General features: G+C 42.6%; 20 protein-coding genes and 1 tRNA gene. 16 read left to right on the top strand and 5 right to left on the bottom strand.

From position 1 onward, the window contains the following. Position 1: 1 nt before the first annotated feature. Both tmk and BK820_RS05805 read left to right on the top strand, forming a co-directional pair. The gene (gene tmk, locus BK820_RS05800) at positions 2–607 is read left to right on the top strand and encodes a dTMP kinase (RefSeq protein WP_005222766.1); all 606 of its coding nucleotides are present in this window, start codon (positions 2–4) and stop codon (positions 605–607) included. 69 nt (positions 608–676) lie between these two features. After that, entirely contained in the window at positions 677–1,099 is a 423-nt protein-coding gene (locus tag BK820_RS05805; RefSeq protein ID WP_071320376.1) for a PaaI family thioesterase, read from the top strand. Positions 1,100–1,497: 398 nt separating this feature from the next. On the opposite strand, the gene nadB is transcribed toward BK820_RS05805, so the two are convergent. Then, entirely contained in the window at positions 1,498–3,141 is a 1,644-nt protein-coding gene (gene nadB, locus BK820_RS05810; protein ID WP_171260595.1) for an L-aspartate oxidase, read from the bottom strand. 228 nt (positions 3,142–3,369) lie between these two features. Between nadB and BK820_RS05815 the strand changes: the two genes are divergently transcribed. The 11 genes from BK820_RS05815 to BK820_RS05865 all read left to right on the top strand — a co-directional run bounded on the left by BK820_RS05815 (position 3,370) and on the right by BK820_RS05865 (position 12,671). Further along, positions 3,370–4,755: a Do family serine endopeptidase gene (locus tag BK820_RS05815; RefSeq protein ID WP_071320378.1), complete on the top strand. Its 1,386-nt coding sequence runs from the start codon at positions 3,370–3,372 to the stop codon at positions 4,753–4,755. A 122-nt stretch (positions 4,756–4,877) separates the two neighbouring features. Further along, the gene (locus BK820_RS05820; RefSeq protein ID WP_048882480.1) at positions 4,878–5,333 is read left to right on the top strand and encodes an acyl-CoA thioesterase; all 456 of its coding nucleotides are present in this window, start codon (positions 4,878–4,880) and stop codon (positions 5,331–5,333) included. Between the two features lie 233 nt (positions 5,334–5,566). Further along, positions 5,567–7,384: a translation elongation factor 4 gene (lepA, locus tag BK820_RS05825; RefSeq protein ID WP_071320379.1), complete on the top strand. Its 1,818-nt coding sequence runs from the start codon at positions 5,567–5,569 to the stop codon at positions 7,382–7,384. A 20-nt stretch (positions 7,385–7,404) separates the two neighbouring features. Next, the gene (lepB, locus tag BK820_RS05830) at positions 7,405–8,232 is read left to right on the top strand and encodes a signal peptidase I (protein ID WP_005222760.1); all 828 of its coding nucleotides are present in this window, start codon (positions 7,405–7,407) and stop codon (positions 8,230–8,232) included. Between the two features lie 27 nt (positions 8,233–8,259). Further along, positions 8,260–8,631, top strand: a complete 372-nt coding sequence (locus BK820_RS05835) for a DUF4845 domain-containing protein (protein WP_071320380.1) — start codon at positions 8,260–8,262, stop codon at positions 8,629–8,631. Next, entirely contained in the window at positions 8,603–9,301 is a 699-nt protein-coding gene (gene rnc / locus BK820_RS05840; protein ID WP_004815197.1) for a ribonuclease III, read from the top strand. Before BK820_RS05835 ends, rnc begins: the two co-directional genes overlap by 29 nt. Next, entirely contained in the window at positions 9,301–10,329 is a 1,029-nt protein-coding gene (era, locus tag BK820_RS05845; RefSeq protein WP_004815199.1) for a GTPase Era, read from the top strand. Before rnc ends, era begins: the two co-directional genes overlap by 1 nt. Positions 10,330–10,346: 17 nt before the next feature. After that, positions 10,347–10,544: an NF038104 family lipoprotein gene (locus tag BK820_RS05850; protein WP_004815201.1), complete on the top strand. Its 198-nt coding sequence runs from the start codon at positions 10,347–10,349 to the stop codon at positions 10,542–10,544. A gap of 11 nt (positions 10,545–10,555) precedes the next feature. Further along, positions 10,556–11,266, top strand: coding sequence for a DNA repair protein RecO (gene recO, locus BK820_RS05855; protein WP_004815205.1), 711 nt, complete (start codon positions 10,556–10,558; stop codon positions 11,264–11,266). Between the two features lie 13 nt (positions 11,267–11,279). Further along, positions 11,280–12,005, top strand: a complete 726-nt coding sequence (pdxJ, locus tag BK820_RS05860) for a pyridoxine 5'-phosphate synthase (protein WP_004815207.1) — start codon at positions 11,280–11,282, stop codon at positions 12,003–12,005. Between the two features lie 12 nt (positions 12,006–12,017). Next, positions 12,018–12,671 carry a MiaE family protein gene (locus BK820_RS05865; protein WP_008307646.1) on the top strand — a complete coding sequence of 218 codons (654 nt, stop codon included), beginning with the start codon at positions 12,018–12,020 and terminating at the stop codon, positions 12,669–12,671. A gap of 352 nt (positions 12,672–13,023) precedes the next feature. On the opposite strand, the gene BK820_RS05870 is transcribed toward BK820_RS05865, so the two are convergent. Further along, positions 13,024–13,099: transfer RNA gene (locus BK820_RS05870), tRNA-Asn, on the bottom strand. Between the two features lie 236 nt (positions 13,100–13,335). On the opposite strand from BK820_RS05870, the gene BK820_RS05875 reads away from it, so the two are divergent. After that, positions 13,336–13,779 carry a hypothetical protein gene (locus BK820_RS05875; protein WP_071320381.1) on the top strand — a complete coding sequence of 148 codons (444 nt, stop codon included), beginning with the start codon at positions 13,336–13,338 and terminating at the stop codon, positions 13,777–13,779. A gap of 22 nt (positions 13,780–13,801) precedes the next feature. Here BK820_RS05875 and BK820_RS05880 read toward each other — a convergent pair whose 3' ends face one another. Further along, entirely contained in the window at positions 13,802–14,233 is a 432-nt protein-coding gene (locus tag BK820_RS05880) for a PaaI family thioesterase (RefSeq protein ID WP_071320382.1), read from the bottom strand. A 154-nt stretch (positions 14,234–14,387) separates the two neighbouring features. Here BK820_RS05880 and BK820_RS05885 point away from each other — a divergent pair, with 154 nt between their 5' ends. Further along, positions 14,388–14,798, top strand: coding sequence for a GFA family protein (locus tag BK820_RS05885; RefSeq protein WP_071320383.1), 411 nt, complete (start codon positions 14,388–14,390; stop codon positions 14,796–14,798). A 106-nt stretch (positions 14,799–14,904) separates the two neighbouring features. Here BK820_RS05885 and BK820_RS05890 read toward each other — a convergent pair whose 3' ends face one another. Both BK820_RS05890 and map read right to left on the bottom strand, forming a co-directional pair. Continuing rightward, complete coding sequence (locus BK820_RS05890) at positions 14,905–16,140, bottom strand: pyridoxal phosphate-dependent aminotransferase (protein ID WP_004815219.1); 1,236 nt, start codon at positions 16,138–16,140, stop codon at positions 14,905–14,907. Positions 16,141–16,394: 254 nt separating this feature from the next. Next, the gene (map, locus tag BK820_RS05895; RefSeq protein WP_004892289.1) at positions 16,395–17,222 is read right to left on the bottom strand and encodes a type I methionyl aminopeptidase; all 828 of its coding nucleotides are present in this window, start codon (positions 17,220–17,222) and stop codon (positions 16,395–16,397) included. A gap of 208 nt (positions 17,223–17,430) precedes the next feature. Between map and rpsB the strand changes: the two genes are divergently transcribed. Further along, a complete protein-coding gene (gene rpsB, locus BK820_RS05900) occupies positions 17,431–18,177 on the top strand; it encodes a 30S ribosomal protein S2 (RefSeq protein ID WP_004892292.1) in 747 nt (248 codons plus the stop codon). The last annotated feature ends 34 nt before the right edge of the window (positions 18,178–18,211 follow it).

Raw genomic sequence — 18,211 nt, forward strand, 5'->3', positions numbered from 1 at the left:
CATGTTTATCAGCTTTGAAGGCACTGAAGGTGTAGGGAAAACCACGCTCATTCGTCGTATCTATGATGATTTTGTTGCACAGGGCAAAGAAGTGGTGTTGACCCGTGAACCGGGTGGCACGCCAATGGCTGAACAAATCCGTTCACTGTTGCTGGCGGTGAATCATGAAGAAGCCATGTGTAATGACACTGAGCTGTTATTGATGTATGCCGCACGAGCACAGCATCTAGCACAGGTTATTCTGCCTGCGCTTGAGGCAGGTAAGATAGTCTTATGTGACCGTTTTACTGATGCCAGTTTTGCCTATCAATGTGCAGGGCGTGGACTCAGTGAAGCCAAGCTGAATTTACTGAATGATAATTTCGTGGCACGTATGCCAGATGTCACTTTCTGGCTGGATGCGCCAATTGAACTCGGCATGAACCGTGCCCGTGAACGTGGTGCGTTGGATCGTTTTGAACAGGAGAAAGTTTCTTTCTTTGAGAAAGTAAGAAGCGGTTATGAAACTTTGTGGCAGCGTCATCCGCAACGTATGAAGCGTCTCGATGCGACTCAAGCTCCAGAGCAGGTTTTTGCTCAAGCCATGGCAGAATTACAGGTGGTCTGAGCAGTCAGATTAAAACCAATTCAATTCTTTAAAAATCTTCTATATTGTTTTTAATACGGAAGATTTTTTATGAAAAGTACATTTGAACAGATTCAGCAGTTTTTAGAAGTAGAATTTCCGCAAAGCCTTGAGTATTGTGAGGTCATTAATGTACAGCTTCAAAACTCAACTGTCCGTTACCGTGTGAGTGATAGTCAGTTGCGTCCAGGTGGTACGATTTCTGGGCCAACCATAATGACGATCGCGGACTTTGGTTTGTATATCGCGATTTTAGGAGAAATTGGTCTGATAGGGTTGGCTGTCACCACCAATATCAATATTAATTTTTTGCGTAAGCCGGATGGACAGCGTGATCTGATTGGAAAATGTCGCCTGATAAAAGTTGGAAAAGCGCTTATTGTCGGGGAAGTTTGGGTCTATTCAGAAGGTATGGAAGAACCTGTTGCACATGTCACCGGAACTTATTCGATTCCGCCTAAATCAGTATCTTAATCACATAAAATAAAAGAACTATATTTTTTTCATAATGATAAAAATAAATAAATTCAATTAGTTGTGATTTAATTATTATTTATATAGCTGATTTGGGAGTGCTGATACAAAGCTGGTTCTGCGCAAATAATGAGGCACAATTTACGTGAAGATTGAAAGAGGCAATGGCAACCGCAGATCATGAAATGGACAGTTATTTCAGCAGAAGCTGCATCCATTTGCGGAAAAAACTGCTAGAGAGACTTAATGAGCATTATTCACATCAGACTGCACGCCGTAGTTGTGCTTATACTCAAGTGATGGGTTCAGATTTATCTAAAAATCTTGAAAGCTGCAATCTAGATATATAGCAAATAAAAAAACCGGATCATGAGATCCGGTTTTTTACACTTAAGTTTTTAAACTTCTGCTGCATTCACTAATGGCTGTTTCACTTCAAAACTTGGTGGAATCAGTACAGTTTTGCGTAACTCAGGTAACTGTTCCGGATAGTCCAGGGTATAGTGCAGACCACGGGATTCTTTACGTTGCATAGCACAGCGCACAATCATCTCCGATACCAGCACCAGATTACGCAGTTCTATCAGGTTTTTGCTGACCTGATAATCCTGATAATACTCGGTAATTTCTTTTTTCAGCATTTCAATCCGGTGCAGGGCACGTTCCAGACGCTTGGTGGTACGGACAATGCCTACATAGTTCCACATGGTCTGACGCAGCTCATCCCAGTTTTGCAGAATCACTACATCTTCATCCGGATTAGTTACCTGTGAATCATCCCAGGCTGGGACTTCAGGTATGGATTGGTTCGCTTTAAAATTTTCCTGAATATGCTTGGCTGCACTCATGCCATACACAAAGCATTCCAGCAGTGAATTACTGGCCATACGATTCGCGCCATGCAGGCCGGTATATGAAGTCTCGCCAATAGCATATAAACCAGCAATATCAGTTTGACTATTCTCGTCAACCACCACACCGCCACAGGTATAGTGCGCTGCGGGTACGACTGGAATCATTTCCTTGGTAATATCAATTCCCAGCTCTAATAGGCGTGCATACAGCGTCGGGAAGTGCTCTTTAATAAAGTCTTCATCTTTATGGGTAATGTCCAGCCAGACATGACGAATCCCCAGGCGTTTAATTTCATAGTCAATGGCACGCGCCACGATGTCACGCGGTGCCAATTCAGCACGTTCATCAAAACGCAGCATGAAACGTTCACCATCCGGTAGGCGTAAGTATGCCCCTTCACCACGCATGGCTTCAGTAATCAGGAATGAACGCGCTTGCGGGTGGTATAAACAGGTTGGATGAAACTGGTTGAACTCCATATTGGCGACACGGCAGCCGGCGCGGTAAGCCATTGCAATACCGTCACCAGTGGCAATATCTGGATTAGATGTATAAAGATAAGCCTTCATTGCACCACCACAGGCTAGGGCAGTAAATGGTGCCAGGAAAGTATGTACCTGTTCGGTGTGTTCACCCAATGCATACAGGCCGAGTGCCCGGTTTTCACCTGCATGACCAAGCTTTTTGGAGCAGATCAGATCAATCGCAATATAATTTTCAAAGATATGAATATTCTGCTTTTCTTGAGCGCGCTGTACCAAAGTAGTGGAAATTGCACGTCCTGTAGCATCTGCTGCGTGAATAATACGGCGCTGAGAATGGCCCCCTTCACGAGTCAAATGCAGTTGTTCCTGTTCATCTAGTGTGAACTGCACGCCATGCTTAAGCAGGAAATCGACTGAAGGCTTGCCCCCTTCAACGGTCTGCTTGACTGCATCCATTTCACACAATTGTGCCCCGGCAATCATAGTGTCATCGATATGCTGCTCGAGAGAATCCATTTCATCAAGTACAGCTGCCACACCCCCCTGGGCATAAAATGTACTCGCATCCGTAAGCGTTGATTTGGCTAAAACTGCAATATTAAAATGTTCTGGTAAAGATAAGGCTAAACTTAAGCCGGCGCCGCCGCTGCCCACAATAATCACATCAAAATGATGTGTCGTGTGTAAATTAGACATGACTATTCAGCTAACTGAAAAAAAGTCCGGCTATCACAGCGCTTTTTTGTACAAAAGGCAAGCGTTTATCTACCCATAAATTTATGAAAAAAAGTAATGAAAGCTGAAACTTAAGTCTTTAAAAATGGCATAATATCAGCAAGTAGAATAAGAACATTTCGTTACTTAAATTTTGTATAGATTATGATAAAACTAATTTAAATAGGTTTATCAGTCATTTGAGTGAATAAATATATGAAAATCTTGGATGTTAAACACGGAATATTTGCGGCAACATTAACAATGACGGCATTGCAGGCGGGGGCAGCCACTCCAGTTGATTTTTCAAATCTGGTTGCACAAGTCAGTCCGGCAGTGGTGAGTGTCAATGTTGTTAAAAAAATGTCCGAAGAAGAGCTATTACAACAACAAATTCCAGATATTTTACGCCGTTTCTTTGGTAATCAGGTCATTATTCCTCAGCCACGTGCACCTCAAGAAAAAACAGGGTATGGCAGCGCCTTCTTTATCAGTAAAGACGGCTATTTGCTGACTAATCACCATGTGATTGAAAATGCATCCAAGGTGACCATTACCTTAAATGACCGTCGTGAAATTGATGCAACAGTTGTAGGTAGCGATGAACGTACTGACGTGGCTTTACTGAAGGTCAATGGTGCAGGTTTCCCGGAATTACGCACGGGAGATGTCGGGCGTTTACGTGTCGGTGAGCCTGTACTCGCCATCGGTTCACCATTTGGTTTTGACTATTCGGCTTCTGCCGGAATTGTCAGCGCCAAGATGCGTAATATGATGGGTGAAACTGCAGTGCCATTCATTCAGACTGACGTAGCTTTAAACCCGGGGAATTCTGGTGGGCCGCTGTTTAACCAGCAGGGTGAAGTAGTCGGGGTGAATTCACGTATCTTTAGTGGAACTGGCGGTTATATGGGCTTGTCATTCTCCATTCCCATTGATGTCGCAATGGAAGTGGCTGACCAGTTGAAACGCAATGGTAAAGTTACCCGTTCTTATCTGGGCGTAAGCTTGCAGGATATTGACCGTAATCTGGCAGAATCTTATAAGCTGTCTAAGCCGGAAGGCTCATTGGTAACCCAGATTGCACCCAACTCGCCAGCGGCCAAAGCAGGCTTACAGGCTGGAGATGTCATTCTTAAATATAACGGGACTGGTATTTCTCGTACCAGTGAATTGTTGAATTACTTAAACCGTTCTGCACCAAAACAGCAGATCCAGTTAGAAGTATTGCGTGATGACAAACGCCGTAATATCAATGCCACTTTAAGTGCAGCACCGGACGATACCCCAGCGAATGCCAGCAATCAGGCGCAACCAAACAAAGGACCAGTCATCGGGGTCACTATTCGTAACCTGACACCAAATGAAATGAGTAGTTTAGACATCAAAGGTGGTGTAGTGATTCAGGATGTGCGTCCAGGTGGAGTTGCGGCACAGGCACGTATCATGCCGAATGATGTAGTGACCAATATTAATGGCAAGACTGTTCTGAACAGCAACCAGTTTGTAGAAACTGTATCTGAATTAAACAAAGGCAGCGTCGCGCGGGTAACACTTATCCGTCAAGGACAGCGAGTAATCGTGGGCATGCGAGTCTCATAGACACATCATTGGTTGGTAAAAACCGTCTGAACTCAGGCGGTTTTTTTAATATTTGGCAATTTACCCTGCAAATAAAATCTGTAGACTCTAAGTCGCTATATGATCTAAAGGATAAGAAACGCGTGAAGGGTATTTTTGACCTGAAGTTAACAGTAAAACCAGAACATATTGATATCTTGGGGCATGTAAATAATGTGGTCTATGTGCAGTGGATGCAGGATGTTGCAACCGCGCATATTGAACAGATCGGTTTGGGTCTAGAGCAGTACCTGGAACTAAAGCATGCCATGGTCGCAGTCGAGCATCATGTGCAATATCGCAAGGCAGCATTTGAAGGTGATGAGCTGATTTTGCGTACTTGGTTAAATGATATCAATGCACTCTATTCATTCCGCCAATATGCCTTCTATCGCCCGGCAGATCAGAGTCTACTATTTACAGGGAGTACGCAATGGGCCTGTGTGGAAATTGCCACTGGTCGTCCGAAGCGGATGTCACCAACATTTACCCAAGCGTATCAACCCTTATTAGCAGATATCAATCCTTTGGATTTTAGTCAGTTGTATCTGGCAGATTAAATATCAGTAATGAAGCAGACTTAAATGTGGTTGTATGTATTTAATGACAATCGCTCTGATATTGCCAAAACTTGGTTAGAGCGATTTCATGGCAAACAAATTAGTGGAATGAGCGACGAAAATATAATTCTTTTTCTGTAACTGCATTCTGCTATAATCCTCGGCAATTTCTATTCGGCTTTTGTTGTGCAATCCTTTTATATTGCATGGCGCGTTTTTTCTCAAGGTAGCCCATGGCGCAAGCTAAAAAATCTGTTGATATTAAAAACATTCGTAACTTCTCGATTATTGCGCATATTGACCACGGTAAATCGACCCTGGCGGATCGATTCATTCAAACCTGTGGTGGTTTGCAGGATCGTGAAATGCAGGCTCAGGTTCTCGATTCTATGGAACTTGAACGCGAACGTGGGATTACCATTAAAGCGGCATCGGTGACCTTGTACTACACACACCCGAATGGTCAGGAATATCAGCTAAACTTCATTGATACTCCGGGACACGTAGACTTCTCTTATGAAGTATCGCGTTCGCTTGCTGCGTGTGAAGGTGCATTGCTGGTTGTAGATGCAGCACAGGGTGTAGAAGCACAGTCTGTTGCAAACTGCTATACCGCAATTGAGCAAGGTCTGGAAGTATTGCCAGTTCTGAACAAGATTGATTTGCCGCAGGCTGAACCTGAGCGTGTAATTCAGGAAATTGAAGATATTATTGGTATTGAGGCCACTGAAGCGCCGACCTGTTCTGCAAAAACGGGCCTGGGTATTGAAGGTGTGCTGGAAACTCTGGTGAATGTGATTCCTGCGCCAACAGGTGACCGTGATGCACCGCTGCAAGCGTTGATTATCGACTCATGGTTCGATAACTACCTGGGCGTTGTGTCTTTAGTTCGTGTGAAACAGGGTCGTGTGCGTAAAGGCGACAAGATGTTGATGAAATCAATTGGTCAGACGCACATCATTACTTCAGTAGGTATCTTCAATCCAAAGCATACCGAAACCGATATGCTTGAAGCGGGTGAAGTAGGTTTTGTGATTGCGGGCATTAAAGACATCTTTGGTGCGCCAGTTGGTGATACGATCACACTTGCCTCTACTCCAGATGTTGAAGTGTTGCCAGGTTTCAAGAAAGTAAAACCTCAGGTTTATGCAGGTCTGTTCCCGATTGATGCCAGTGACTTTGAACCTTTCCGTGAAGCGCTGCAAAAATTACAGATTAACGACTCTGCCTTGTTCTTTGAACCTGAAAGTTCAGATGCACTTGGTTTTGGTTTCCGTTGTGGCTTCTTGGGTATGCTGCATATGGAGATCGTACAGGAGCGTTTAGAACGTGAATACGATCTGGATCTGATTTCATCTGCACCGACTGTAATTTATGAAGCGGTGATGAAAAATGGCCAAACGATCTATGTCGACAGTCCATCAAAAATGCCAGACGGTTCAACAGTAGAAGACCTGCGTGAACCGATTGCAGAATGTCATATCTTAGTACCACAAGAATATTTGGGTAATGTGATGACCTTGTGTGTTGAGCGCCGTGGCGTGCAAAAAGACATGAAGTTCATGAGTAATCAGGTATCCATTACCTTTGAAATTCCGATGGCTGAAGTGGTCATGGATTTCTTCGACAAACTGAAGTCTTGCTCACGCGGTTTTGCCTCACTGGACTATAACTTTGTGCGCTTTGAAAGTTCATCATTGGTTAAAGTTGATGTCCTGATCAATGGTGACAAAGTGGATGCCTTGGCAATGATCTGTCACCGTCAGGATGCACGTCACCGTGGTATTGCCCTGGTTGAAAAAATGAAAGACCTGATTCCACGTCAAATGTTTGATGTCGCGATTCAGGCAGCCATTGGTGCACAAATTATTGCCCGTTCTACTGTAAAAGCGATGCGTAAAAACGTATTGGCAAAGTGTTATGGTGGTGACGTGTCACGTAAGAAAAAACTTCTGTCTAAACAGAAAGAAGGTAAGAAACGTATGAAGCAGGTGGGTAGCGTAGAAATCCCACAAGAAGCGTTCTTAGCCGTATTAAAAGTCGAACGCTAAAATAATAAGGATATAAGCCCATGGATTTTGATTTTAATTTAATTCTTGTTCCTGCCACGCTGTTTTTTATTGCAATATGGCTGCTTGATAAGTTTGTTCTGAAACAGCGACAGACCAAAGGCAAGGGCAATGAAAATTTTATCATTACCTGGGCTTATGACTTCTGGCCAGTGCTGACCGTTGTGCTGGTTCTGCGTTCATTCTTGTACGAGCCTTTTAATATTCCATCTGATTCCATGGTGCCCACCCTGGAAACAGGTGACTTCATTCTGGTCAATAAATTCGATTATGGTGTGCGTCTGCCCATCATCAATAGCAAAATTATTGATACTGGAAGTCCAGAACGTGGTGAAGTAGCGGTATTCCGTTATCCACCACAACCTGGCATTAGCTATATCAAACGTATTGTAGGTTTGCCGGGTGATCATATCGTTTATGATCATGGTCAATTGATTATTAATGGTGAAAAAGTCACTAAAGTTCCTGTTGAATTTAGCCGTGAAAAAGACCGTTTAGATACGCCTGAATCAATTTATCACAAAGAGACTTTAGGTAAGCATACCTTTACCATGCGTGAGCTTGAAGGGGTAAATGTGGCGCGTCAGGCACCATTTATCAACTTTGTGGAAAATGGTAAATATTCAGGTGAAAATGGTTTATATTGGGAAGTAAAAGTACCAGAAGGTCAGTACTTTGCGATGGGGGATAATCGTGATCAAAGTGCTGACAGTCGCTTCTGGGGATTTGTTCCGGAAGAAAATTTAACCGGTCGCGCATTCTATGTATGGATGCATAAAGAATCAGGTTTTAAATTACCTTCGTTTAGCCGAAACGGAACAATTGACTAATTTATTGTTTCAATTGGGAAAATAAAAATGAGACATCAACAAGGTGCATCGTATATTGCAATATTGTTTGCAATTATGGGGTTTGCTTTTCTGGCAAAAATCGCAATTGCGGTATGGGGACCGTATTTCGATGATCGCCTAGTAGATAGCCAGATTGAGGAGGTACTAAAAACAGCTCCTGCAAATATCACGCCGGAGAAATTTAATTCGGAACTGTCTAAGCGTTTAGAGATGAATAATATTCGCGATTTTGACATTAAGCAGAATGTTATTCTCGACAATGCGCAAGCGATGGTCGTAAGAAAGAATTATGAAGTTCGCAAGAATTTTCTAATGAATATCGATTTAGTGATGAAGTTTGAGAAAGAGTTTGATCAAAGCACAGTCAAAGCTAAATGATGAACGTCTTGCCAAGCGGATCGGCTATCAGTTTAAACAGGCTGATTTGCTGAAACTGGCATTGACCCATCGTTCAGTCAGTCATAAACACAACTACGAGCGCCTGGAATTTCTGGGCGATTCGCTTTTAGGGATGATCATTGCCAATTATCTCTTCACTGCTTATCCACACGAAAATGAAGGCCGTTTAACGCGTATGCGTGCGACTCTGGTTCGTCAGGAAGCATTAGGAAAAATCGCCAATGATTTAAAGCTGAGCCAGAATTTAATTCTCAGTACCGGTGAATTGAAATCTGGCGGTCATCATCGTGAGTCTATACTGGCAGATACGGTAGAAGCCATTATTGGTGCGATCTATGTCGATTGCGGTGATCTCACCGTGTTAGAGCCGATTGTGTTAAAATGGTACGAACCGTATTTAGACCATATTGAGCCGACCGATCAGCTTAAAGACCCTAAATCTCGCTTACAAGAGTATTTACAAGCACGTAAGAAACCTCTCCCAGTTTACGAGGTTGTAGATATTCAAGGTGATGCCCCAAACCAGCATTTCAAAGTGGAGTGCCGGATTGAGGACTTACCTATCCTGATCGGCGAGGGTTCAAGTCGCCGTTTCGCTGAACAAGCAGTTGCAGCGGAAATTTTAAAACTATTGGAGCATAAGTCTTAATGACTACTCATTCCGATCACATCGATGCTGATCACGAGTCGCAAAGCGACAGCAATGACTTAATTAGTCAATTTTTTAGCGAACAAGGCACTGAAATCCCTTCGGATTACCGCAGTGGTTTTGTTGCGATTGTTGGTCGTCCAAACGTGGGCAAATCAACCTTGATGAACCATATTTTGGGCCAGAAACTTTCGATTACTTCACGTAAGCCACAAACCACACGTCACAAGATTGTAGGCATTGATTCACGTGAGAAATCTCAGGCAGTATTTGTGGATACTCCAGGGATGCACAAGAAAGAAGTACGTGCCATCAATAAAATGATGAACCGCGCTGCGCATTCTGCATTGCGTGATGTAAACCTGGTTTTATTTGTTGTTGATGCAGATAAGTGGACGCCAAACGACGACCTGGTTTTGGAAAAGCTGAAAAATGCGGATATGCCGGTCATTCTAGTGATCAATAAGATTGATACACTAGAAAATAAAAACCATGCATTACCTTTGATTCAAGAACGTGCCAAGCTGATGAACTTTGCTGAAATCGTACCGGTTTCTGCGCTTCGTGGTGCTAACCTTGAGCATCTGCGTACAACGATTGCGAATTATCTGCCATTCCAGCCACCGTTATATTCACTGGATCAGCTGACTGACCGTTCAGAGCGCTTCCTGGCATCTGAAATTATCCGTGAAAAGATCATGCGTCAGTTGGGCGAAGAGCTGCCATATGACCTGACTGTTCAGATCGAATCCTTTAAAACGGAAGAGCCGACCCTGAATGAGAAAACCGGTCGCATGAAACCGGCATGTACCTATATTGATGCGACGATTTTTGTTGATCGTCCTGGCCAGAAAGCCATTGTGATTGGTGAAAAAGGTTCTAAGTTGAAAAAAATTGGCATGGATGCACGTGTCGATATGGAAAAAATGTTCGAACAGAAAATCATGCTGACACTTTGGGTGAAAGTCAAAGGTGGCTGGTCTGATGATGAACGAGCATTAAAAAGCTTAGGTTATAGCGATATTTAATTTTGCAGGAACGGATCATGATGAAATTGCTGGCAATTACTGCATGTATTTTATTCTTGCAGGGTTGTATTCATAAAGTTGTGACCGTTCCAGTGAAAGTTGCTTATAAAACTACAAAAGTCGCAGTCAAAGGTACTGTGGCTGTTGTGGGCGCCGCCATTCCGGATGGGGATGACGAAGAAGATGAGAAAAATTCAAAAAAGAATAAAGATTAAAGAAACAGCCTATGCGTAATGAAGTGCTGCATGGATACCTGATTCATCACCGAAAATATCGTGATCGCAGCCATATCGTGCATTTATTTACTCAGGAATATGGCCGTATCGATGGGATTTTAAGACAGACGCCACCCCCGCAATATCAGCCAATCAGCTTGCAAGCGTCTGGTAAATCTGAACTCAAAAATTTTACTAAACTCGAAATTGTCAATCAGCCTATTTTCTTTTTTGGGGATGCATTCTTTTCAGGATTTTATTTGAACGAGATTCTGCTGCGACTTTGCCCACTCGAAGTAGAAATGCCGCAGACTTATGCCAAATATGGCGAAACTTTAGTGGCTTTACAGCAGCTTTCTACACAAACTGATCCGAATACCTATCTCAAGCAGATCTTGCGCCAGTTTGAGCATGTTTTGCTGGAAGAACTTGGTTATGGTCTGGACTTTTCAGTTGATGCGAATCAGGCAGTTATCGCTCCTCAACAGCATTACTATTTTCAGCTCAATGATGGTTTCATGCCCTCTGCCAAAGCCTCACGTTCAACCATGTCGGGACAGCAGATTTTAACTATGTTGAGCTATGAAAACGGTAGGGATTTTAATCCAGAACAGTTACAATTATTGACGAAGCTTTATCGACAGGTGATTACCGCCTTACTTGGTGACCGACCACTGAAAAGTCGACAATTGTGGATCCAAAATTCTCAATCTCAATCGTAGTTAGGAAAATATTATGGCTGCATTACTTGGTGTCAATATTGACCATGTCGCAACTTTAAGACAAGCACGTGGTACGACGTACCCAGACCCAGTCAATGCTGCATTGATCTGCGAACAGGCGGGTGCAGAGGGCATTACCTTGCATTTACGTGAAGACCGTCGTCATATCCAGGATGATGATGTACGTCGTATGCGTCCGGTATTGACCACGCATATGAATCTGGAAATGGCTGTGACTGATGAAATGGTGGCTTTTGCTAAAGAAATTCAGCCGCAGCATGTCTGTTTCGTGCCTGAAAAACGTCAGGAAGTCACTACTGAAGGCGGTCTGGATGTGGTTGGTCATTTTGAAGATGTAAAGAAGGCTACTCAAGAACTGTCTGCGATTGGCTGTGATGTGTCACTATTTATTGATGCTGACTTTGCCCAGATTGATGCTGCGGTCGCGTGTGGTGCACCAACGATTGAAATCCATACCGGTGCTTATGCGGATGCTGAAACACCTGAAGCACAAAAAGCTGAACTAGAGCGCATTATCAAAGGGGCAGAATATGCTGCTTCTAAAGGTCTGGTGGTAAATGCCGGGCATGGTCTGAATCTGGATAATGTCACTCCAATCGCTGCGATTCCACAAATTCATGAATTAAACATTGGTCACTCGATTATTGCAGATGCAGTTTTTGTTGGTCTGGCACAAGCTGTACAACAAATGAAGGCTGCAATTAAAGCTGCACGTTAAGATTGAAAAGTTATGTCGAATATTGATTATGATGAACTCATGAAACCAGTCATTGGTTTTCTGGGTTGTGAAACTCCTAAAGCCTGGTTGGATGAAGCCTTACAGAATCTGGAGATCCTGATGCAGGATCATGCCAACTGTGAGAAGAAAGCTGCCAGTACTGCAATGAACCTGATGTTTCGTTATAGCTTTTTCGTAGACTTACAGGTAAAGCTGGCACAGCTGGTACGCGAAGAAATGCTGCACTATGAACAGGTGTTGGAATTCATGAACAAGCGTGGTCAGCAGTGGACTGGTCTCAGTGCAGGACGCTATGCTGGTGGCTTACGCAAAGAAATCCGTACTTATGAACCGGAATCGCTGATTGATGTGTTAGTCATTGGTGCCTTTGTAGAAGCTCGCTCTTGTGAGCGATTCTATGCACTGGCACCGCATGTGGATGAAGAACTTGGGCGTTATTACCGTTACCTGCTCAAATCCGAATCTCGCCATTTTGAGGACTATCTAGCACTCGCTATGGATGTAGCGAAAACAGCAAAACTGAAAAATCCAAAAGAAGATATTCAGGCGCGTATTGAACATATTCGTGAAGTAGAAAAGAATCTGATTCTCAGTCCAGATGAGATGTTCCGCTTCCATAGTGGTGTACCAGTAAAAGCTGCTTAAAGCATCCTTAAAAAAAATCCTCCAAAATGGGGGATTTTTTATATCTATCGAAAGTATAGCTCAGTGTCTTTTAAGTTTAAAAAATAGCCTAAGCAATTTTAAATGTCTACTATTACTGTGTGGATTTAAAGGCAACTCTACCTAGGGATATATTAAATATTAAATATTAATTGTTAAAAAAATGTACGAGTTAAAAATAAAATCCTTCATATCTGATGGAAGTATGTTTATCAATCACGATCATTTTAGTTTCATGGAGGAAAGAGAAGGGGGAGATGAAAAGTTTTTATGTGAATAAAGCTTAAAGTAATAAAAAAAGCCCAAGTCTAAAATGCTTGGGCTTTCTTGAATTTGGCTCTCCCACCTGGGCTCGAACCAGGGACCTGCGGATTAACAGTCCGTCGCTCTACCGACTGAGCTATGGGAGAATCTGAATGCGATTATAGAGGGATTTTGACAGGGGTCAAGCAAAAACTTCTATATTTATTGCAAATATAGTTTTTCTGATTTTAATTTAGACAATCAAATTTAAAATTCAAAAAAAGCTTGTCAGCGCATAAGCGAATTGCTAAATTGAAAATATAAAGTCGTTTGACCAGATGGTCAAACAGTGTGGATTTAAACCTACTTGCCAGCACAAAAATGGCTAAACCGGAGAAAGCGAATGAATACGCTCACTATCCCTCAAATTTTCGCCCAACTGTCTTTCTATCAAGAAAACTACCTTGATATTATTCAAGATTTTACCCAATATTTTACTCCTGTTCATGGCGCTGAAATCCGTTTATGGCCCTTAGCTGCAAAACAGTTGTATTTGGGTGACTTGTTACAATTGTGGTTTGCAGAAAAATGGCTGGTTGAGAAGAAACGCCAATTTAGCTTTGAAGTATTCCTGAATGCGCCTGAAATACAGCCAAAAGATCTGTGTATTTATGCTATTTCGGGCAATCTCATTACGGGTTCAAATCAGTCTAAAGTTTGGCAGACATCTACTGCACAGACTCAAGAATTAAGTCTGGCGAATGTCTCTAGACATTATTTTGAGTATCAGGCTTTGACTCAACCAAAAGCTGTTCAAGCACCACAGGCGAAGTGGGGTATGCTTTAAGTCTTTCTTAAACTAGAAGTTTTTAACGAAAAATCATACAGGTGGCTGTTGCATGAGCATAAAGCTTGCCATCTTCATCGATAATTTTTCCTTCTGAGATTGCAAGATTTTTGCTGGTATTAATGAGTTGACCAATAGCCGTCAATGGTCTGTTTTGGGGAATGGGGCGAAACATTTTAATATTGAGATCAATCGTGCCATATCCTGCGCCTGCTTCTAAAACGGTATGAATTGCACAGCCTGTTACGGTGTCCAGTACTGTTGCAGCAAAGCCCCCGTGTACACCGCCTAAAGGATTTAAATGGTGTTGATCTGCCTGCACCTCAAACGTGACCTGACCACTTTCAATTAAAGTAGGTTTCATGGGAATGGTTGTTGCCATAGAAGGCATCGGCAGGTTGCCATTACACATTTCTTGCATAATCTGTAAACCTGATAGATTCTTGATATCCATTGCTTGCTCTTGTTATTTTAGATTTTGGAATGATCTTTAAATTCTAGATGGATGGAGGCTCAGGCATCAATTAAAAATTGTATGATTGGAGTATGCAGGGTTTATACCTTGGCTTAAAAATAAATATAAAAAATAAGATCAATGAGGAATACTGATGAAAGCAAGATGTTTATGTGGTGCGACTCAGTTTGAAGTACAACTCAGGAATCATGAAGTTGCTGCCTGTCATTGCTCGATGTGTCGCCGCCAAACCGGTGGGCCATTAATGGCTATTGATATCGAAGATATTCATTTTGTCGATCAGCAGTATTTATCTGTCTTTAACTCTTCAGAATGGGCGGAGCGCGGCTTTTGTAGTGTTTGTGGTACTTTTATTTTTTGGCGAACCAAAGATCACTCATTTGCCAATATCAATGTTTTTACATTGGAGGAATTACCTGAGGATCTGGATTTTAATCTAGAGATCTATGTGGATCACCAGCCAGCCTTCTATTTATTTAATAATCAAACCCAAAAAATGACTGAAGCTGAAGTCATCGAGATGTTTAATTCGGATCGCTCATAATTTTAGTTTTGAAAGTGCAAAATTTAAGGTTAAATTTAAAGAGAACAAATAAAAAACCCGCGATAAACGCGGGTTTTTTATTTAAAAACTTGAGAAAGTCTCTAAATTATTTAGCAGCTTTTTCAGCTTCGATAGAAGCAATCGCAGCATCTACGCCTTCGATTGAATCAGCAGCTTTCTTGATACGAGCAAGTGCATCAACCAGTACTTCGTCAGCAGTTGCGTAAGAGATACGCATGAAGCCGCCTAGACCGAATGCATCACCAGGAACGACTGCAACACCAGTTTCTTCCAGTAACCAAGCAGAGAATTCTGTGCAAGATTTAAGACCTTTGGCACGAATCAATGGTTTGATGTTTGCATATGCATAGAATGCACCGTCCGCAGGTAGGCAAGAAATACCATTGATATCATTTAAGCCTTTTACAACCAGGTCATGACGACGTTTGAATGCTTCAATCATTGGCTCAAGTACGTCTTGAGGACCATTCAATGCAGCTTCAGCAGCAACTTGCGAAATTGAAGTCGGGTTAGAAGTTGATTGAGACTGGATTTTCTTCATTGCGCCAATCAGTTTCGCAGGACCAGCTGCGTAGCCGATACGCCAGCCTGTCATTGCATAGGCTTTAGACACACCGTTTAATACGATTGTACGGTCATAAAGGTCTGGAGCAACAGTTGCGATATTGTAGAACTCGTCATCCCAACGGATTGGTTCATACATGTCATCAGATGCGATATACACTTCTGGGTATTTACGCAGTACTGCAGCTAAGGCTTCTAGTTCAGCTTTCGTATAGATCATGCCAGTCGGGTTAGAAGGGCTGTTCAATACCACTAGACGAGTTTTATCAGTGATCGCCGCTTCTAATTGTTCAGGAGTAATTTTGAAACGTTGTTCTTCACCACATTTCACAATAACAGGAACACCTTCAGCAATGATTACCATATCAGGGTAGCTTACCCAGAATGGTGCAGGGATGATGACTTCATCACCCTTGTTTAACAAGGCAAGTGCCAGGTTAAAGAATGATTGCTTGCCACCACAAGAAACCAGGATCTGGTTTGCTGCATAGTCAAGGTTGTTGTCACGTTTGAATTTGGCAATAATGGCTTTTTTAAGACCTGGCGTACCGTCTACAGCGGTGTATTTGGTGAAACCGTTGTTAATCGCTGCAATTGCTGCATCTTTGATGTGTTGTGGTGTATCAAAATCTGGTTCACCTGCACCCAAGCCAATTACGTTATGACCAGCAGCTTTAAGTTCAGCAGCTTTGTTAGTCACAGCAAGCGTTGGGGACGGTTTGATGGCATTTACACGATCAGAGAGACGTACGTCCACGGCGGTATTCCTTCTTATAGGGATTAAAAAATAAAAAGCACAATATCTTAGCCTATATTGGTGCACATTAGGCAAAAGAATTTATAAAACTTTACGGAAAAAGTGTTTTGATAGCCGAAGTTTATCTTGAACTTCGATGTTAAGGCGCAGTAACTGAAGGCTTTCAGGCTAAACTTGAAATCTATAAAATATGTGAAATATAAAATAAAAAAGGCTACCTGTGGGTAACCTTTTTTGTGTGCTTCCTGTAAGGATTATGCCGTAAAACGTGACAAATCTTCTTCAGGGCGGGCAGTCAGGACTTCTACGCCATGTTTTGTTACTAAAAGAGTATGCTCATATTGCGCAGATAATTTGTGATCCTTGGTCACAACCGTCCACTTGTCACCCAGCAATTTGGTTTGCCAAACACCTGCATTGACCATTGGTTCAATCGTAAATGTCATACCTTCTTCTAAGATCATACCGGTATTTGGCTGGCCATAATGCAGCACCTGCGGTTCGTCATGGAAAGTGGTACCGATGCCATGACCGCAGTATTCACGTACTACGCTAAAACGTTCAGATTCCACATATTTTTGGATCGCATGACCGATATCACCCATGGTTGCACCTGGCTTAACTACTGCGATCCCACGATACATCGCTTCTTGAGCGACTTTACATAGGCGGTTCGCCAGAATAGAAGTTTCACCCCCCACGATGTACATCATGTTGGTATCGCCATGAAAACCATCTTTGATGACAGTCACGTCAATATTAAGAATATCGCCTTTTTTCAGGATCTTGCCTTCAGAGGGAATACCGTGACAGACCACATGGTTGACTGATGTACAGATGGTATGCTGGAAAGCAGGACGGCCTGGCGCTGCGCCATAGCCCAGACATGCTGGAATCGCATTCTGTACATTTACAATATAGTCATGACAAATCGTATCCAATTCAAGCGTTGATACACCTGGTTTGATATGCGGTTTGATCATATCCAAAACTTCTGCCGCCAGTCGTCCAGCTACACGCATCTTTTCGATATCTTCAGCGGATTTAATTAAACGACGGGGAGCTTGATAAGTAGTGTTCATGATCTCTAAAAACTTTTGGAAATTTGTGTGCGACTATGGTATAAATAGCCGCCCATTTTATCAAATGCTTTTTCGTGAATATATTTGCGTAGCTTGATGAATGGTGTATTAAAAATCCGCACATATATCGTCACATTACTCTGGGTGCCCGCAAGGGTGGAGAATGCGGATATATGGAGGCCTAACCCAAATTTTTAAGGTAAAGAAAATGGCAGATTACAACGTAAGCATGCGCGACCTTCTACAAGCTGGCGCGCACTTTGGTCACCAAACTCGTTTCTGGAACCCAAAAATGCGTCAATACATCTTTGGCGCGCGTAACAAAATTCACATCATCAACCTTGAGCACACTGTTCCTGCGTTAAATGATGCTTTGAACTTTGCTAACCAATTGGCTAGCAAAAAGAACAAAGTTTTGTTCGTTGGTACTAAACGTGCAGCTTCTGCAATCATCCGTGAGCAAGCTCAACGCGCTGGTCAACCATACGTTGATCACCGTTGGTTAGGTGGTATGTTGACTAACTGGAAAACTCTTCGTCAGTCAATCAACCGTCTAAAAGACCTTCAAACTCAATCTCAAGACGGTACTTTCGCTAAGCTGACTAAACGTGAAGCTCTTGAGCGTACTCGTGAGATGGAAAAACTTGAACGCGGTCTTGGCGGCGTTAAAAACATGGGTGGTTTACCTGACGCATTATTCGTAATCGACGTTGATCACGAAGCAATTGCAATCAAAGAAGCTAAAAACCTTGGTATTCCTGTAATCGGTATCGTTGATACAAACTCTAACCCAGACAACGTAGATTACGTTATTCCGGGTAACGACGATGCGATCCGTGCAGTTACTCTTTATGCTTCTGCTATGGCTGACGCGATTCTTGCTGGTAAAGAATATGCTCAATCACAAGCAAATGCACAAGCTAAAGCAGAAGAAGCTCCAGCTTCTGAGGCTTAATGCGTTAGACGCTAGCTTGTCATTTTTGCGACAC

Source organism: Acinetobacter sp. LCT-H3 (genome assembly GCF_001866125.1).
Taxonomy (GTDB): Bacteria; Pseudomonadota; Gammaproteobacteria; order Pseudomonadales; family Moraxellaceae; genus Acinetobacter; species Acinetobacter schindleri.

Bases quoted from the DNA above. Each gene is read 5' to 3' on its own strand.
- tmk (WP_005222766.1), top strand. From the start codon at position 2: ATGTTTATCAGCTTTGAAGGCACTGAAGGTGTAGGGAAAACCACGCTC.
- BK820_RS05805 (WP_071320376.1), top strand. From the start codon at position 677: ATGAAAAGTACATTTGAACAGATTCAGCAGTTTTTAGAAGTAGAATTT.
- BK820_RS05815 (WP_071320378.1), top strand. From the start codon at position 3,370: ATGAAAATCTTGGATGTTAAACACGGAATATTTGCGGCAACATTAACA.
- lepA (WP_071320379.1), top strand. From the start codon at position 5,567: ATGGCGCAAGCTAAAAAATCTGTTGATATTAAAAACATTCGTAACTTC.
- lepB (WP_005222760.1), top strand. From the start codon at position 7,405: ATGGATTTTGATTTTAATTTAATTCTTGTTCCTGCCACGCTGTTTTTT.
- BK820_RS05835 (WP_071320380.1), top strand. From the start codon at position 8,260: ATGAGACATCAACAAGGTGCATCGTATATTGCAATATTGTTTGCAATT.
- era (WP_004815199.1), top strand. From the start codon at position 9,301: ATGACTACTCATTCCGATCACATCGATGCTGATCACGAGTCGCAAAGC.
- BK820_RS05850 (WP_004815201.1), top strand. From the start codon at position 10,347: ATGATGAAATTGCTGGCAATTACTGCATGTATTTTATTCTTGCAGGGT.
- recO (WP_004815205.1), top strand. From the start codon at position 10,556: ATGCGTAATGAAGTGCTGCATGGATACCTGATTCATCACCGAAAATAT.
- pdxJ (WP_004815207.1), top strand. From the start codon at position 11,280: ATGGCTGCATTACTTGGTGTCAATATTGACCATGTCGCAACTTTAAGA.
- BK820_RS05865 (WP_008307646.1), top strand. From the start codon at position 12,018: ATGTCGAATATTGATTATGATGAACTCATGAAACCAGTCATTGGTTTT.
- BK820_RS05875 (WP_071320381.1), top strand. From the start codon at position 13,336: ATGAATACGCTCACTATCCCTCAAATTTTCGCCCAACTGTCTTTCTAT.
- BK820_RS05880 (WP_071320382.1), bottom strand. From the start codon at position 14,233: ATGGATATCAAGAATCTATCAGGTTTACAGATTATGCAAGAAATGTGT.
- BK820_RS05885 (WP_071320383.1), top strand. From the start codon at position 14,388: ATGAAAGCAAGATGTTTATGTGGTGCGACTCAGTTTGAAGTACAACTC.
- map (WP_004892289.1), bottom strand. From the start codon at position 17,222: ATGAACACTACTTATCAAGCTCCCCGTCGTTTAATTAAATCCGCTGAA.
- rpsB (WP_004892292.1), top strand. From the start codon at position 17,431: ATGGCAGATTACAACGTAAGCATGCGCGACCTTCTACAAGCTGGCGCG.